The organism is Deltaproteobacteria bacterium (genome assembly GCA_015233135.1).
Classification (GTDB): domain Bacteria; phylum UBA10199; class UBA10199; order JADFYH01; family JADFYH01; genus JADFYH01.
Genome location: JADFYH010000014.1, coordinates 1 through 15,868, shown reverse-complemented (window position 1 = coordinate 15,868; position 15,868 = coordinate 1). Strand labels below are relative to the sequence as shown.

14 protein-coding genes are annotated in these 15,868 nt (G+C 45.2%); 6 read left to right on the top strand and 8 right to left on the bottom strand.

Annotation, left to right across the window (positions count from 1 at the left end; all coding sequences use genetic code 11):
* Window positions 1-10: 10 nt before the first annotated feature.
* Window positions 11-337, bottom strand: coding sequence for a hypothetical protein (locus HQM15_06275; protein ID MBF0492371.1), 327 nt, complete (start codon window positions 335-337; stop codon window positions 11-13).
* Between the two features lie 139 nt (window positions 338-476).
* Here HQM15_06275 and HQM15_06270 point away from each other — a divergent pair, with 139 nt between their 5' ends.
* Complete coding sequence (locus HQM15_06270; GenBank protein ID MBF0492370.1) at window positions 477-1,880, top strand: pyridoxal-phosphate dependent enzyme; 1,404 nt, start codon at window positions 477-479, stop codon at window positions 1,878-1,880.
* 79 nt (window positions 1,881-1,959) lie between these two features.
* Here the strand turns inward: HQM15_06270 and HQM15_06265 are convergent, their stop codons facing one another.
* The 4 genes from HQM15_06265 to HQM15_06250 form a co-directional block, all read right to left on the bottom strand.
* Window positions 1,960-3,261: an ATP-binding protein gene (locus HQM15_06265; protein ID MBF0492369.1), complete on the bottom strand. Its 1,302-nt coding sequence runs from the start codon at window positions 3,259-3,261 to the stop codon at window positions 1,960-1,962.
* A 138-nt stretch (window positions 3,262-3,399) separates the two neighbouring features.
* On the bottom strand, window positions 3,400-4,197 hold the full coding sequence (locus tag HQM15_06260; protein ID MBF0492368.1) for an alpha/beta hydrolase: 798 nt from the start codon (window positions 4,195-4,197) through the stop codon (window positions 3,400-3,402).
* Window positions 4,198-4,224: 27 nt separating this feature from the next.
* Window positions 4,225-6,957, bottom strand: a complete 2,733-nt coding sequence (locus HQM15_06255; GenBank protein MBF0492367.1) for a hypothetical protein — start codon at window positions 6,955-6,957, stop codon at window positions 4,225-4,227.
* 79 nt (window positions 6,958-7,036) lie between these two features.
* Complete coding sequence (locus HQM15_06250; protein ID MBF0492366.1) at window positions 7,037-8,674, bottom strand: FAD-dependent thymidylate synthase; 1,638 nt, start codon at window positions 8,672-8,674, stop codon at window positions 7,037-7,039.
* A 129-nt stretch (window positions 8,675-8,803) separates the two neighbouring features.
* On the opposite strand from HQM15_06250, the gene HQM15_06245 reads away from it, so the two are divergent.
* The 4 genes from HQM15_06245 (at window position 8,804) to HQM15_06230 (ending at window position 11,942) form a co-directional block, all read left to right on the top strand.
* Window positions 8,804-9,646: a slipin family protein gene (locus HQM15_06245; GenBank protein ID MBF0492365.1), complete on the top strand. Its 843-nt coding sequence runs from the start codon at window positions 8,804-8,806 to the stop codon at window positions 9,644-9,646.
* Between the two features lie 15 nt (window positions 9,647-9,661).
* Complete coding sequence (locus tag HQM15_06240; GenBank protein MBF0492364.1) at window positions 9,662-10,453, top strand: hypothetical protein; 792 nt, start codon at window positions 9,662-9,664, stop codon at window positions 10,451-10,453.
* A gap of 69 nt (window positions 10,454-10,522) precedes the next feature.
* On the top strand, window positions 10,523-11,101 hold the full coding sequence (locus tag HQM15_06235) for a GTPase domain-containing protein (GenBank protein ID MBF0492363.1): 579 nt from the start codon (window positions 10,523-10,525) through the stop codon (window positions 11,099-11,101).
* A gap of 4 nt (window positions 11,102-11,105) precedes the next feature.
* Window positions 11,106-11,942 (top strand): hypothetical protein, encoded by an 837-nt coding sequence (locus tag HQM15_06230; protein ID MBF0492362.1) that lies wholly within the window; start codon window positions 11,106-11,108, stop codon window positions 11,940-11,942.
* 67 nt (window positions 11,943-12,009) lie between these two features.
* On the opposite strand, the gene ndk is transcribed toward HQM15_06230, so the two are convergent.
* From ndk to sucC, 3 genes are all read right to left on the bottom strand, one after another.
* Entirely contained in the window at window positions 12,010-12,435 is a 426-nt protein-coding gene (gene ndk, locus HQM15_06225; GenBank protein ID MBF0492361.1) for a nucleoside-diphosphate kinase, read from the bottom strand.
* 134 nt (window positions 12,436-12,569) lie between these two features.
* A complete protein-coding gene (gene sucD, locus HQM15_06220; GenBank protein MBF0492360.1) occupies window positions 12,570-13,439 on the bottom strand; it encodes a succinate--CoA ligase subunit alpha in 870 nt (289 codons plus the stop codon).
* A gap of 119 nt (window positions 13,440-13,558) precedes the next feature.
* Window positions 13,559-14,716: an ADP-forming succinate--CoA ligase subunit beta gene (sucC, locus tag HQM15_06215; protein ID MBF0492359.1), complete on the bottom strand. Its 1,158-nt coding sequence runs from the start codon at window positions 14,714-14,716 to the stop codon at window positions 13,559-13,561.
* Window positions 14,717-14,885: 169 nt separating this feature from the next.
* Between sucC and HQM15_06210 the strand changes: the two genes are divergently transcribed.
* Window positions 14,886-15,725, top strand: a complete 840-nt coding sequence (locus HQM15_06210; protein MBF0492358.1) for a L,D-transpeptidase — start codon at window positions 14,886-14,888, stop codon at window positions 15,723-15,725.
* The last annotated feature ends 143 nt before the right edge of the window (window positions 15,726-15,868 follow it).

The following is a 15,868-nucleotide window of genomic DNA, read 5'->3' as shown; positions in this document are numbered from 1 at the left end:
CCCAAGTGGGTCAAAAAGGCCCGAAAAGGTAAACAAAAAACAGGGTTGGTGAATAGAGAACCTGCAGCCCGCCCCATTTTACCGCAAATTGAGGAGTAAAAATATCCTGACTGATTTCATGAAAAAAATGAGAGACAGAAGGCCTGACAAAGGTGTTAAAAAGAGTAGGGATAAGTTTTAAATTTTCTGTAATTTCTAATAAAAGAGAAGTCGGATCTAAAGATTCTGACCTATTTAATTCCGTTTGGCCCTGATTCTGCGGGGGAGTAGAATGATTGAGAGAAGCAAGAATGGAAGGATTTCTTCCTGAGCCAATATTTAATTGATAACGAATCATGAAACACTCCTTTGATTAAAGGCCAAAGTATTATCGGTTAAATAAAAATTTGGTTGCTAAGTTTTTTCACCGGATAATCTTTTAGTGAGTTTTTTGAGTGTTTTTCAACGCCCTGCGTGAGTACCGGGGACAGGTATTTATGACATCATCCTCTCTCTTTCATGTTGCCACACAGATTGCGTCGCTTTTTGCGCCGTTGGAATTTGTGGACGATATTCCTCATGTCGGCCAAGAGACGCTTCGTGTCCTTTTGCCACTGCAATCCATGCACGCCATTCAACCGGATCTCGATCGTGTCATCTATCTGATCCGACGTTTTGAAAAGCCCAACCCCCCCATCCGTGAAGCTCAAAAAATCCTTCTTGAGATTGAGGGAAGACTTTATGGAACGATGGCTCGTGAAGGGACTTTGCCCGAGGTGGTGCGCGAGCAATTTCAACAGTTGATTGAAGGTCATGGGCTGATCAACCCCTCCGGGATCGAGCGGGCGTTTCGATGGATCCGTGAACCCTTTGCCGAAGGTCTCCAGCGCGAGATGGGATTGCGGCCACGAGGGGGTCGCGCGCATCACACGATCCAGACGCCGCTTGAATTATTTCCGGCGCTTTCCGAACATCTGGGCAGGGAAGTCTACCTCAAACGCGAAGACCGACAATATATTGGTTCGTTTAAGATTCGAGGTGCGGCGAATCTTTTGATTCATGAATTGGTGATGGGGAGAAAACGGCGTCCCTGTGCGGCTTCACATGGGAACCACGCACAAGGACTGGTTCAGGCAGCAGCCAATCTGGGATTTCCTCAAGTCCTTCTTTTTCTTCCCACCAATGCTTCTCCGATAAAAATTGAACAGTGTCGCGAAATGGGTGCCGAGGTGCGATTGGTCGGTGACACTTTTGAAGAAGCTGAAGATCAGGCGCGAGCCTGGCAGGCCGAAAAACCGGACGAGCGTATTCTTGTTCCCGCCTACGAAAATCCTCTTGTGTCGATGGGCCAGGGCACCATCGGTATGGAGGTATTGCTTGAAATGACTCGACGAGGGATCAAGCTTTTCACCACACTTGTCCCTGCGGGCGGTGGGGGCATGTTGGCTGGAATCGCAACGTGGTTGGCTCCTTCGCTTCTTGTCATTGGCGTTGAATCCGATTCCCATCCTTATATTTCAGAATCATTCCGGGCCAAAAAAATTATTCGGCCCGATCATTACTATCATGTCGATACGGATGCCGATGGCATTGCTCTCCAACGCATCGGCCAAACTGGCTTCCCAAACATTCTGCAATACGCCAGAGACGTCATTAAAATTCCTGAGAAATTTGTTCAAGGAGGAATCGCTTATTTCCATGATGATGGTTATGTCGCCGAGGGTGCCGCCGCGACACCGCTAGTGGCTCTCCTCTATAGAGTTCTCCAATTAGACACATACGGGTTAGCCAGTGATACGCCCGTTGTTCTCATTTATTCTGGTAGAAACATCGATCCTAACAGGCTCTATGAAATCGATACGAAATACGGCAGAGGATTGTGGAATGAGCTCAAGAAATAAACTTGCAAAACCCAAACTCCGCCACTTCTAGGCCATACCAGATCGGCAAATAAACTTGCTCCGTCACCGATATTATTTTTTACAAGCTTAAAATCCGGAAGACATCATACAGGGGAATATCCGATGCCCCGTTGTGAAAGTGATAATTTCTCAAAGAAAAGCGCAATGCTTTTTCAGGATGGTAATTCCTTACATATTCGCCCAAGCTTCTTGATCGTGTATTTTCCCCGGCCTTTACTTCGATGGGAATAATTTCTTCTTCTAAAGAAACAAGGAAATCAACTTCGGCTCTTCCTTGGCTGCTCCAATAATAAATTGGTTTCTCGCAATAAGTAAGTAATTCTTGAGCAACAAAATTTTCAACCTGGGCGCCGTGAAAGTGGGTGAACAGTTCATTTCCCTCAATAAGAGTTTTAGGGGTTAATTCCAAAAGTGCACCCAGTAGACCTGTATCTAACAGATAAAGTTTAGAAAAACCTTCTTGTAAATATCCATTTAATGGGATTTTAGGAAGACTAACCCTGCCAACTTTTTGCAGCAAACCCGCTTCTAAAAGCCATTGAATAGGCACTCGGTATTCTCTGAGTCGTGCATTTTTATGGAGCTCTGAGACGGAAAATTTTTTATTCTCTTTAGCCAATTGAGAAGGAACTTGTCCCCAGACTTGTTGAATCTTAATGACATCCACAGATTGCGCATGCTTTGAAAAATCAAGTAAATAGGATCTAAGTATTTCTTGTTGAATAGTTCGCGCTTCAAGTAAATCCTGGTTTTGGAGATAGTTTTTTACAACTTCAGGCATACCTCCTAAAAAATAATAAAGTTTTAATTGGGCGATGAGCTTTTGATGAAACAATTCTGGAAGAGGCGAAAAATCTTTTTTTTCTTTGAGTAGAGAGAGCAATTCGCTAAATCCGAGGGCCTGCAAAAATTCTACAAAACTTAAGGGATACAAATTCAAAAAATTTACTTTCCCCACCGGAAAAGATTTTTGCTGCCCTAGGGTAATTCCTAAAAGAGAGCCCGCGCAAATCAAATGATACTCGGGATTGTTTTCATAAAAATATTTAAGACTGTTTAAAGCGTTGGGAGAAACTTGTACTTCATCCCAAATCATCAAGGTTTTTTGAGGCTCAATTTTTTTTTGCAATTCTATTTGGAGAGATTGAATAAGGGCAGCTGGACTGAGTTCATTTTCAAACAGAGAAACAAGCTTGGGTTTTTCTTCAAAATTAAAATAAGCGACATCCGCATATTCTTTAGTCCCAAACTCCTTTATCAAATAGGTTTTCCCAACCTGCCTGGCCCCCTGCAAAATTAGAGGTTTGCGTCTGAGGCTATCCTTCCAATCCAAAAGTTTTTGATAAAGGCTACGAAGCATGGAACCTATCTTGCGGGACTCTGAAATAAAAATCAATATTAAGTTCTAAAATGTGATTTTTTTCACATAATACGTTACTGTTTTGTGAAAATTTACACAAAATAGGATTTAATATACAAAAACCCGGTAACGGAAGATTTACTTCTTTCCAATCAAATTTTCAATTTCCAGAAATATCGAATCTGTATGATTTAAAAACAAATCATTGTGCCCTGTATGATCTAGGGCAAGCAATTTTGAATTCGTAATTTTTGAATGGAGCGCTGCTCCCATTTGAAAGGGAACAATTTCATCTTCTTTTCCATGAACAATAAGAGTATCCATTTTGATAAAAGATGTTTTAGCTCTATTTTCAAAGCGATCTAAAGCCAGATAAGGAAGAAAAATTAGAAAAGGATAATGTGCTCGAGCAAGCTCGAGCACACTGCTATAAGGGGAAAATAAAATAAGTTTTTGACCATAACCTCGTTTGGCCAACTCTACGGCAATACCCGTTCCAATCGACTGCCCTTCTAAAACAATTTGCTGATTTGGAAATCTTTCCTTTAAAAAAGTAAAGGTTTTTTCAGCATCATCATAAAGTTTATTTTCCGAAATAGAATCTTTATGTGCCAAACCGTAACCTGCGTACTCCATCGCCACAAAACTTATACCTATTTTTTTATAATGCTCAGCCAATTCCTGGGTATCTTGTATGATTTCTGCATTTCCATGAAAATGCAAAACCAGCGCGCGACTTTTTGGAACTTCTGAAATAAGTAGATAGATGCTGCGTCCGTCGGAGCTGGGTATTTGCAAAATTGAATGCGATGCATCTTTTGTTAAAAGAGAAGGATTAGGAAAAAGAAGTTTTCTCTGAAAAATAAAGAACAGAAGATGAATACCCAGATAGAGAAAGGATAAAGCGAAAAACATTTTTTTGGAGAAGGAAACCATTTCACCACCTAACAACGGATTAAAGCGTCAAAACCCAAACTCCGCCACTTCTAGGCCATTTACCAGATCGGCCATGTAGATTTTCTTGAATTTTTCACCCACCACTACATCAGCGGTCATTCCAAACGTGGCGAGGTGTTCTATCAAGACCGGGGCTGCGGCGTCGCTTACATTGTAAACGGATAAGCCCTGGCTGCCATTGGCGATAAATAAAAAGAGGTCGTCCTCGGACAAGGCAAAGTTTCCGCTGCGTTGGGCATAGGGAAGAGTCACCCCGCTCAGGCCCTCGATTCCTCCCCATTGGCCGAGTTTGCCTTGATCATAAGAATAAATCTGCAATTTGGACTGAGGGGGAGTTTGGCCCAGCGAAGGAGATAAAAAAGATACAAAAACTTTCTGCTGATCGTGCGAAATCTGAACGCGGTCCGCGAGTAGACCTTGGAAGGGATTATTTTTGAGGCTCACCTGGTTCTTTTCCAAATCGATCAGCACCAACCCTTCGCTCCCAGCGGCAACCAGGGCCCATTTCCCATCCTTTGAGAAACGGACATCCCGCGCATCACTCAAAGGAATTTGAGTCATCTTTTTGCTTAAATCCTCTTTTAAAGAGGCCAGCAGCTCTTGTTCCGAGTTGAATTTGAGCAAATAGAGCCCCGTTTTCAAACCGGCGCCCAGAGTTTTACCAACGGCAATTCCCAAAATAAATTGAGTGTCGCTTTTATAATAACCCAGCGCAAAGGCCCGAGAGGCGGCCTGTTCTTGGGATAGGCCAAAATGAGTCAAACTTTTTTCGCTGATCTTGAGTGGTTTTACTCCATTGGCAAATAAGGCCAGGCTTCCTTCTATATTGAGGGTTTCGTTGCTTTGTTTTTGAGACTCTGCCTGGGATTCGGCACTTAAACTTTCCGCCGTTTTTGCTGGGGCCTCGGCAGAGAGCAAAATTCCCAGACTTTGTTTGGAAGTAGGCAGAGTGACAAAATCCGAAAAATAAGCAGGCGCATTCAGCACCAGAGGATTGAGTTTTGAGAAATCCTGTGTGGAAATTTCGTAGAAGGCGGGAAGCACCGCATCCATGCCGCTTCCAAAATCACTCATCAATAGATTTTCGCCATTCAACTTCATAGACCCCGCAAAAATAACAGAATAGCTGCTTTGCAAGGCATCCAATTTAATAGAGGCCGCGGAAGTGACCATCTTTAATCGCTTGAAAGAGGCTCCATCCGTAAGCAAAAGGTCGGTCTCTTTTGCAGAGGCCTGGACAAATAAATCCTGCAGACGAGCCAATTTAAGATCAGTTGGTACAATCAAGGGAAATTCTATCCCTTTCTCCAGATCAAAGGCCTTTAAATTGACGTTTTGCCCTTCCTGAACTCCCAGGATAAACTGGGCATTTTGCACGGCAACAAATTGTAAGACAGGCAGGTTTCCCTTCAAGTTAAACCGTTTTTCGGCTAGGAGACGCCCGCTGGCCCCGATTTCAAACAAACGCAGGCCCGCCTCTGATCTCACTGCCGTATCCGTAGTATTTCCCAAGGCAAGTAAGAGGTAGTTTTTATTTTTGAGAGAGACGACATCCAGGTGATTCACTTTGCCCGATAAAGGAATCGAGGCCTGCAAAATACCCGTTGAAGCATCCAAGGTATGAATAGCCTTGGTGTCGACCAGGTAAACATTTTTTCCGGAGAGCAATATTTTTTGGACCCCTTGATAAGGGCCCTTGAAAACAAATTTCGCCTGTGGATGGGCCACGTCTTTCAAGTTCCATAAAGTGGCGCTATCCCGTTCAGTAGTAGTGGCCCAAAGTTCGCCAGAAAAAGAAGAGACATGGATATTTTTTAAAAAACTTCCCACTTTTTGAACCAAAGAAATCTGAGGATTTTCCAAATCGTTCACATCCACCAAAGACCAATCTCCCGCCTCGGATAAACTGTAGAGATATTTTTTACCACTGGCGGCAAAGGCTGAGATTTCCAGGATAGGGGAGTCCAGATCGATTTTTTTGACTAAATTCAATCCCGCGTCGTACACCTCAATCGTTCGTCCACGGCTGATAAAAATTTGATTTTCCAAACTCTCAATTTTACGGGCCATCCCTCCCAAATGCTGAACCCGCGCGAGTTTTGCAGGGAACACAGTCACTTTTAGCTCAGAGGAAGATTGGGCGCTGCCATCACTTGCCGTGAGTTTTAGACTAAAGGTGGACATTTCGCTCACATCTCCTACCTTGAAAACCCCCTGCAGGCTTGTTCCCTCAATCACCTTCATTTTTTCAACCGAGCCCTGAGATACAGACCACTGATAGCGGAGTGTTTTTCCACTCACCGAACTTGCTTGGGCATCTTCCACTAAAAACAACGAGCCCTCGGCCACACTTTTAGGATTACCCGCAAACACCGAAATAGCACCCCCTACCTCAGGTAAGGCAACTGCAGATTCTGCAGTGTTTTGAGTGGTATTTACAGGAGGGGAGGCCTCCAAATTGTCTGGGGGGGGAGGTGGATTTTGCAGTCCTAAACTATTTTGAGCAGGGTTAATGGGACTAATAGGGGGCATCTGCATTGGAGTTTGAACAGTCCCTGCCTGGGGAGGGGGCTCAGAAGGCTTTGTAGGAGATTGGGCATCCATCGGGGTTTGCTTAGGAACTTCCTGTTTAGTCTCTTTTTTATGAGTAAAAAGATGCCGCAGACGTTTACAGCCAGAATTGGCAAAGGAAAGGGTGAGCAGAAGACAAAGACTTAGTAAAATTTTTTTGTTTTTCATAAAGTGAAGTTTTTTAGCGAGTCTTAAGAGGGAGGACAATCAAAAAACTCTGGGCCTTATGAACACGGGGGAGTCAAAATTATAAAACCCTCTCATACTCCCCAATTTCCTTCTCCCAAACCTTAGTTCCGCAAAATCGCTCTCCTTCTGGACAAACAGGTTTTAGCCCTGCATGTTTGCGAATATAACAAGGGGCCAAGATCTTTGAAGCAAGTGCTGGATGAAGTTCTTTCACCTGCACAATTTCATCGATCGTGGCATAAAAAATTTCGTCTTGCGCCGTGTAACAGGCGCGTGTGTGCCACTTGTGATGCAGATTCAATAAATCTCCCGACTCCTCAAAACGAATGGGAAAGGCATTGGGCAATAGATAAAGCGCGAACTCTGCCTTCACGCCCTCCTCCAATAGCCGATTGATCGCTCGAAAGGCTTTCTCCATAGACCTTTGATACAGGTCTAAAACTTCGGGCCGCCCTGCGATGAGCTTTGGAACTATATAATCGGGTTCCCCCGTATAATGCGTCTCTAAGATGGGGCGCGAAGCCGGTGTCATGCGATGCCGCTGATCCTGACTATCCGCGCTGTGAGAAATCTTCTTACGAAAGGTATAATGAGCGTGCACCATGCAGCGCGAGAGTTTGGAGAGCGTGTTTACATTGAGCGTCTCCGCCAGGTAAGGATTTTTTGAGGGATCTAGAAGTTGATCCAAGGCCACTTCGTCGCTCATTTGCGCCTTGGTCAGCCCAAACACTTCTCGAACGGATTGAGCCACCGTAGCTTGCGCATGGACTTTGTAATCAACTAGTTTTGAGACGTGGCCCTCGAGAGAGACATCAAATTCGCGAATGAATTGGCGAGTGTTTGCACCCTCACCCTGCCCTCTCCCCTCAAGGGAGAGGGGAAGAGCTTCCTGTCCATCAAGGGAAGAGGATGATAATCCCTTTCCAAACTGATTCAACATTTTCCACTCCGGAGTTTCCTCTAAAGGATAAGCCTCTGAAAAATCTTTTCCAAATTCAGGATCCACCTTCAAAACCTCTTCCAACATTTTTTGAACGACAATTTTTTGTTCCAGACTCGTGTCAAAAAGATTCACCAAACGCTGATAACGCAGCAAAGTCACCGCTGAAACCGTATGGTAAAGATAGCTGTGCGTCGCCACAGGCAAGACATAGCGCGCCAACTCATAGGCCTTTTTTGCAACCGTGCTTTTATATTTGTCTTCCCATTTTCGACGGATGGGAAAGATGGAATAATAAGCCTCTCCTACATAAGGCAAAAGCAGATCGATGAGCCTCTGATAATCGACCGTTTGTTCCCGCACCGCCTGCTCATAAATAGTTCGCGGCTTTTCCTCCAAGGGAGGAACCGCCCAATTCTCCGCTTTTACTTTCACATAACGCTGACTCACTTGTTCCGAATTGTAAAAGGGATGCGAATGTAAAAAACTCCAGACAAAATGACGCGAAACCTTTTGCAGCGAAAACACGAAATGCGCATGCTGACGGGTAGTGAGGTGACCTGCATCACGCGTGGATTGCGCGATTTTATCGCGAAGCTGTTTGGCCCGCTCATCTTTACGCACATCCTCTACACGAATAATCCCTTGCGAAGAATAACAGGTGCGCGCAGTCGCGACGGCCAAATCATAAGGGTCGCGAATTGTGGCCTCGAGTTTAACGAGAGGTTCTTCAGAAATGAATTTTTGACTGGACATTTTGCACTAATAACAGGGTAAAGTGCGCGGGTGTCAACATCCTTTCTGGGAGGGTTTAAGGTGTAAGGTTTAAGGTATAAGGGTTTTTTCCCTTACTACTTATCCTTTAAGCCTTACACCTCTAACTCTATGAAACCCGTCAATTTCCTTTTCTTTCTTTTACTCCTCGCCTTGGGAGAGGCCTTTGCCATCGCCGTTTATGTGGTGAATCCCGCTTTAGGAACTCTCACCGGTTTCTTCGCCTTTATCTTTGCCTGGCTTGTCGCAGTGGCTATCAAGATAGTCGACCAGTGGGAGCAAATTCTCATTCTAAGATTGGGAAAACTTTCCGGGGTAAAAGGCCCCGGCGTGCGTTTGGTGATCCCAGTTTTAGACAAGGCCATCTTCATCGATAACCGAACGCTCACGATGGACATCCCCCGACAACAGGTGATTACAAAGGATAACGTGCCTGTCTCGATCAATGGGGTGGTCTATTTTAGAGTAGTGGATCCTGTAGAAGCCATCACTAAGGTTCAAAATTATGCCTTCGCCATGAGCCAATATGCCCAAGCCACTTTGAGGGATGTCATCGGTGGAATGACTTTAGATCAACTGCTCGCCGAGCGTGAAAAAATTGGAAAAGAAATTGAGGACATGGTCGAAAAAGAAAGCGCCAACTGGGGCCTGCAAGTCAGTAACATCAAGATTCAAGACATCGACATGCCCGAAGAACTTAAGAAAATGATGAGTCGCCAGGCCAGCGCTGAACGTGAAAAGCGCGCCACCATCACCAAGGCCGAAGGAGACAAAGAAGCCGCCTTCAACCTTGCCGCAGCAGCAACCACAATGGCCACCAGCCCTGGAGCCATGCAACTGAGGACCTTACAAACTATTGATGGTCTTGGGCCTACGGCTTCCAATACCGTAATATTAGCGGTGCCGGTGGAATTGATGGAAGCGGTGAAGGCGATTACAGACATGAAAAAGTAGATTTTTCCTCGTGTTATGCAAAAACTTCTCGCCAAACTTGAACGCAAATATGGTCGCTATGCCCCTGCCAATCTCACTTATTATTTAATCGGCATTCAAGGCATCGTTTTTTTCTTTGAAATGATGAAGCCCGGCTTTCAGAGTATTCTGGTGCTGAATTCAGACTTGATTTTACAAGGCCAGTATTGGCGTTTAATCACTTGGCTTGTGATTCCTCCCTCGCGTTCCCCTTTATTTTTTATTTTCGCGCTCTACTGGCTTTATGTGATGGGCACCTATTTGGAATCGCATTGGGGGGCTTTTTCCTACTTGCTTTATTGGCTTGTGGGCTGGGTGGGTTCTACTATCGTTGCCTTTGTCCTCCATGTGTCACTTGATAACACCTATATTCTCATGTCCCTCTTTTTGGCTTTTGCAACTTTATGGCCCGATTTTCAACTCATGCTTTTTTTTATATTTCCAGTGCCCGTCAAGTGGTTGGCTATTGTGGATGCTATTTTAATTCTTTCCATGGCGGCAATGCTTGAGGGCTGGCAGAAATTAATTCCTATAGCAGTTCTGGCGAACTACTTGCTCTTTTTTGGTCCTCATCTCTTTAATCTGCTCCGGGGATTTTCCCGTGAAGGCTTTCGTGCAGGGGTGAGGCATCAATTTAAACAAAATCAGAAAAGCGTAGAAAACGAAAAACGCAGCTGTGCCCTATGTGGTGTGACTAGCGACGATCCGAGTCAAGAATTCAGGATGTGCGATTGTGAAAAATGTGGTGAACCCAAAGAGTTTTGTCTCAAGCATGTGTGGGAGCATTAGGCAATTATGAAAAGCATTTTGTTTTCCTCATTGACATTCTGAATACCCCCCCCATACAATTCGCGAACTATGTCTTTTATTAACTATAGCGATAAAGAAATTAACTTTAAAATTGTCTATTATGGCCCTGGTCTTTCTGGAAAAACGACCTCCCTCAAGTTTATCCACCAGAAAGCTAAAGGGAAAAAGTCGGATAAATTACACATTGATACCGGTATAGAACGCACCTTGTTCTTTGATTTTGTCCCGCTTTTTCTCTCTGAGGTCAATGGCTACAAAACCCGCTTTCATCTTTACACGGTCCCCGGACAGGTGCTGTACGACGATTCTCGAAAGCTGATTTTAAAAGGGGTGGATGGCATTTTATTTGTGGCCGATTCATTAATGGACCAAATGGAAGCCAATTTGAAAAGTTTGGAAAATCTGAAGAAAAATCTTTCAGAAGAAAATTTATCCCTCGATAAAATTCCCCTCGTGTTTCAATACAACAAGCGCGATTTAGCCAACGTTGCCAATTACGATGCCCTTCGCAATCTGCTTAACCCCAATCAGAACCCCGACCTTGAAAGCATTGCCACCAAAGGTGAGGGCGTTTTTGAAGCTTTCAAGGAATTGGCAAAAATTGTAGTGAAGTCGCAGGCGAAGTAAACCCATGAATTCCACCATCCTCTGCTTCTACCACGCCAATTGTGTCGATGGGGCCTCTGCTGCCGCCATCCTCAAACGTAAATATCCTGAGGCCAAAATGCTTCCCATGAATCATGGAGAGGCTATTCCCGAAGACTATAGTGGCAAAACCGTTTTTATCGTCGACTTCAGTTTTCCAGCGTCTCTCATGAAAGACCTCAAGACCAAGGCGAAAGAGGTGTTCTGGTACGATCATCATAAAACAGCAGTCCCTATTCAACAAGAGCTGGGCTGGGGTACAGTAGACCTGGAGGAATCCGGTGCTTCGCTCACCTTTAAGCAGGAGCATCCCAGCCAGGCACTGCCCAAGATTATTCAATATGTTCGAGACAAAGATTTATGGCTCTGGCAGCTGCCTCAGTCTCGCGAGGTGAGTGTGGCCCTGAGAGAGCACGAAGACATTCACGACCCCGCGGGAAAAAGCTGGAAATATTTGATCCAGGAAATGGATGAAGAAGGTTTCAAAAAACTCGTTCAACACGGAGCCCTCTCCCTGAAAGGTCTTCGAGTGCGCATTTTGGATGCCGCCAAAAAGGGCTTTGAGATTAATTTTCACGGGCACAAGGCCTTGGCGGTCAACTGGGGTTTGGAATCGAGCGAGCTCGGAGAATATATTTACAAAGAATTAAATTATCCTCTGGGACTCATTTTTCATTACACAGGCGACACCTGGAGTTTCAGTTTGCGTTCCAACAAGATTGACGTGAGCGAACTCGCACAAAAACACGGCGGCGGCGGACATCCGGGGGCAGCAGGGTTTAGGAGTCAGGAGATTGCTTGGTTGTTGGAGTTGAAAGTTTAAATTGTACTACCTCTCCCTCTCCTAGAGTAGGAGAGGGCAGGGGTGAGGTAGTCACTTACCATCGTTCTTATCTCGAAAAAATCTGCGAGACCCCAAAGAAAAAAGTGATTTCATTCCTGGCTGTTTCAGCCGCGTCCGATCCATGCACCACGTTGGCTTCGATGGAGGTCGCGAAATCGCGACGGAGGGTTCCTACAGCCGCCTTTTGAGGATCAGTGGCTCCCATGATTTCCCGGTTTTTGAGGATGGCATTTTCGCCTTCAAGCACACTCACCAGCACGGGGCCTGAAGTCATGTAGGCCACCAAATCTTTGTAGAAAGGGCGATCTTTGTGAATGGCGTAAAATTGCCCGGCTTCGTGGGCCGAAAGCCGAACCATTTTACTGGCCACAATTTTTAAACCCGCTTTTTCAAAGCGGGCCAGACATTCACCAATGATATTTTTTGCAACACCATCCGGTTTGATGATGGAGAGGGTTTGTTCTTTTGACATAATTAATAACCTTCCAGTTACCCCATCTTAAGATAAGAGGGAAATTGTGCGAACAATTTCGGGAGGAGTTATGTTCTATGAAATCCAATACACATAACCCCTCCCAACCTCCCCTTACCTTAAGGGGAGGAGATTTAGGAATATATTTCTTTAAGAGCCAATCCAATTTCCGCAATGGTTCTGGCTATTCTTACTCCGGCGGATTCCAGGGCGGCAATTTTATCTTTTGCAGTACCCTTTCCCCCCGCAATGATGGCACCCGCGTGCCCCATGCGTTTCCCGGGAGGGGCCGAAATGCCCGCAATAAATCCGGCCACAGGTTTTTTTACGTGTCGTTTGATGTAATCCGCCGCTTCTTCTTCGGCAGAGCCTCCAATTTCACCAATCATCACCATCGCCTCAGTGGCTGGATCTTCATTAAATAATTTAAGGCAATCCACAAAATTGGTTCCATTGACCGGGTCTCCACCAATGCCAATGCAGGTGGATTGTCCCCAGCCCATCTTGGTCACCTGATCCACCGCCTCGTAGGTAAGGGTTCCGGAACGCGAGACCACAGCTACTTTTCCGGGACGATGAATGTGCCCTGGCATGATTCCAATCTTGCATTCTCCGGGAGTAATAATCCCCGGGCAATTCGGTCCGATGAGACGAGTGCGTTTCCCTTGCATGCTGCGCTTCACTTGAATCATGTCGTTGACGGGAATGCCTTCGGTAATACAAACCACCAAATCCAGATCGGCCTCCACCGCCTCTAAAATGGCCTTCGCGGCATAAGGAGGAGGCACATAAATCACCGAAACATTGGCGCCGGTTTTTGACTTGGCCTCGGCTACCGAATTGAAGATAGGAATTCCTTCAAACGCCTGGCCGCCTTTACCGGGAGTGACTCCGGCCACCATTTGTGTGCCATAGGCTTTACATTGTTGGGTATGAAATTGACCCGTTTTTCCAGTGATCCCTTGGGTCATGACTTTGGTGTTTTTGTTGACCAACACTGACATAATTATTCCTTAATTCCCCCTCTTAAGCTAAGAGGGGGTCAGGGGGCGTTATGGCCAATTGAGTATAAGTGGACCATAACCCCTCCTGTCCTCCCCTTGAGCTCAAGGGGAAGAAAAAATTATTTCGCCAACTCCACTATCTTCGCAGCCGCTTTGGTTAAATCATCTTCGGACACCAGTGGCAGTCCAGATTCTTGCAAAATTTTCTTTCCTAAATCGACATGGGTGCCCTGCAAACGTACCACCACAGGCACTTGGATGTTTACTTCTCTCGCTGCGGTCACCACGCCTTCGGCAATCGTGTCACACTTCATGATGCCACCAAAAATATTAATAAGGATGCCCTTTACCTCGGGATCAGCGAGGATGATCTTAAAGGCCGCAGTTACTTTTTCTGCGGTCGCCCCACCGCCTACATCCAGGAAATTCGCAGGTTCGCCGCCACTGACTTTGATGATATCCATGGTCGCCATCGCCAGGCCTGCTCCGTTTACCATGCAACCAATGCTTCCCTCTAAACTGATATAGGAAAGATCATATTTTTTCGCTTCGATTTCAGCAGGATCTTCTTCATCCAGATCGCGCATGGCTTCATAATCGGGATGGCGGAACATCGCATTGTCGTCAAAATTCACCTTGGCATCCAGGGCCAGCAGATCCCCTTGTTTGGTGACCACGAGAGGATTGATTTCCAAAAGAGAAAAATCCCCTTTCATGTAGGCCTCATAGAGAGACTTCACAAAGGCCACAAATTGATCGATGGTTTTTCCGGACAAGCTCAGTTTTTCGGCCATGCCTTTGGCAGCTTTTTCATCCACGCCCTGGCTTGGATCCACAGCCAATTTCAGAATTTTTTCAGGATGCTTCGCGGCTACTTCTTCAATTTCCATTCCCCCTTCGGTGGAGGCCATAAAGGTGACCTGGGAAGTCACACGATCAAGCACCGCCCCTAAATAAAGCTCGCGGCCTATGTCACAGCCTTTTTCGAGGAATAACTTTTTAACAAGTTTACCTTCGGGCCCTGTTTGGTGGGTCACGAGAGTCATACCGAGGATGTTTTGGATATGGGTCTTGGCTTCCTCCAGATTTTTAGCAAGCTTTACACCGCCCCCTTTACCTCGACCCCCCGCATGAATTTGAGCCTTTACCACGACGGGAAAGCCCAGTTTTTGCACTACCTGCAGGGCCTCTTCTTTCGTAAAGGCTACCTGGCCTTCTAGAGTGGGAACGCCATATTTTCGCAGGACTTCTTTGCCTTGATATTCATGAATTTTCATAGGGGGACGCTAGTAGCGAGATCCTTTAAATTTGCCAAGGGTTTTTTAAAGGAGGGCATTCAATTTCACTTCTTTTTTTACAAAATCTGCCGTTGGTCAATATTGGGGAGAAGTTTTTAGTGACTGGTATTCCACAATTAAATTGGTTATTGGAGAAATAGGGCGCTTTATGAAAATCAACCACAAATCGTTTTTAATCAGCTTTACGGTGCTGCTCTCTCTTGCGTTTCAGCCTTTTTCAAAGGCACAAGAAACCCAAAGCGCATTTACGGTAAAACTCGAATCTCATTTAAAAATCGAGGTCAACCTGCCTCGCTTAAGCCTCGATTTGTACAAAGATGGAAGTTTGCATAAGGAATATCCCATTGCCATCGGACAGGCCCAATACAAAACCCCCACCGGGGAATTCAGCATCAAACGCATTGAGTGGAATCCTACCTGGTATCCGCCTGATAGTGCCTGGGCAAAAAATTCCAAAGTCACTCCTCCAGGGCCTAAAAATCCCCTGGGACCCGTAAAGATGGTGATTAATGGTGACTTGCGCATCCACGGGACCAACAAACCAGGTAGCGTTGGGCATCCTGCCTCTCACGGCTGTATTCGCATGCACAATGAAGATGCTAAAGAGCTGGCCTGGATGATCCAAAGCAATAATTCGGATAAAACGGATGAAGCCTTGCAGGATAAGTACAGCAAAAATAGAAGCAGTACCTTTGTGGTGGGCCTGAACGTGGAGGTCCCTGTTAACTTTATTTATGATCCGGTGTTGGTCAAAGAAGACAAAATTGAAATCTATCCGGACTATTATGGGAAGTTGAAAAAGTTGAAGGATAGCATTCTGGAAAAGCTGATTTTTTCAAAAATTGATATCTCAAAAATTGATGAAGAGAAGCTGGAAAAATTAAAAAAACCCAGCAAAGAAAAATTAGAAATCAGGATTGAAGACCTGTACAGCCCCGATCACAGCTCTTCTTCCTCATCCACTGTGGTGAGTGAATACAAGTGGTAGCATTTTTCTATATTCAAAAGATGCATTTAATTACTGGGGGTAGTTTTTTTTGATAAGGCGAGAAGTTTCTTGATTTCTATTTTTTTCCCTTTGCCTTCTTCTTTTCTAAAGTCAATCGCTTCTTGTTTAAAAATATTATTTTG

Coding starts and splice junctions, on each gene's coding strand:
- HQM15_06265 (MBF0492369.1), bottom strand. CDS start 3,261: ATGCTTCGTAGCCTTTATCAAAAACTTTTGGATTGGAAGGATAGCCTC.
- HQM15_06240 (MBF0492364.1), top strand. CDS start 9,662: ATGCAAAAACTTCTCGCCAAACTTGAACGCAAATATGGTCGCTATGCC.
- ndk (MBF0492361.1), bottom strand. CDS start 12,435: ATGTCAAAAGAACAAACCCTCTCCATCATCAAACCGGATGGTGTTGCA.
- HQM15_06255 (MBF0492367.1), bottom strand. CDS start 6,957: ATGAAAAACAAAAAAATTTTACTAAGTCTTTGTCTTCTGCTCACCCTT.
- HQM15_06245 (MBF0492365.1), top strand. CDS start 8,804: ATGAAACCCGTCAATTTCCTTTTCTTTCTTTTACTCCTCGCCTTGGGA.
- sucD (MBF0492360.1), bottom strand. CDS start 13,439: ATGTCAGTGTTGGTCAACAAAAACACCAAAGTCATGACCCAAGGGATC.
- HQM15_06235 (MBF0492363.1), top strand. CDS start 10,523: ATGTCTTTTATTAACTATAGCGATAAAGAAATTAACTTTAAAATTGTC.
- sucC (MBF0492359.1), bottom strand. CDS start 14,716: ATGAAAATTCATGAATATCAAGGCAAAGAAGTCCTGCGAAAATATGGC.
- HQM15_06275 (MBF0492371.1), bottom strand. CDS start 337: ATGATTCGTTATCAATTAAATATTGGCTCAGGAAGAAATCCTTCCATT.
- HQM15_06230 (MBF0492362.1), top strand. CDS start 11,106: ATGAATTCCACCATCCTCTGCTTCTACCACGCCAATTGTGTCGATGGG.
- HQM15_06210 (MBF0492358.1), top strand. CDS start 14,886: ATGAAAATCAACCACAAATCGTTTTTAATCAGCTTTACGGTGCTGCTC.
- HQM15_06270 (MBF0492370.1), top strand. CDS start 477: ATGACATCATCCTCTCTCTTTCATGTTGCCACACAGATTGCGTCGCTT.
- HQM15_06250 (MBF0492366.1), bottom strand. CDS start 8,674: ATGTCCAGTCAAAAATTCATTTCTGAAGAACCTCTCGTTAAACTCGAG.
- HQM15_06260 (MBF0492368.1), bottom strand. CDS start 4,197: ATGGTTTCCTTCTCCAAAAAAATGTTTTTCGCTTTATCCTTTCTCTAT.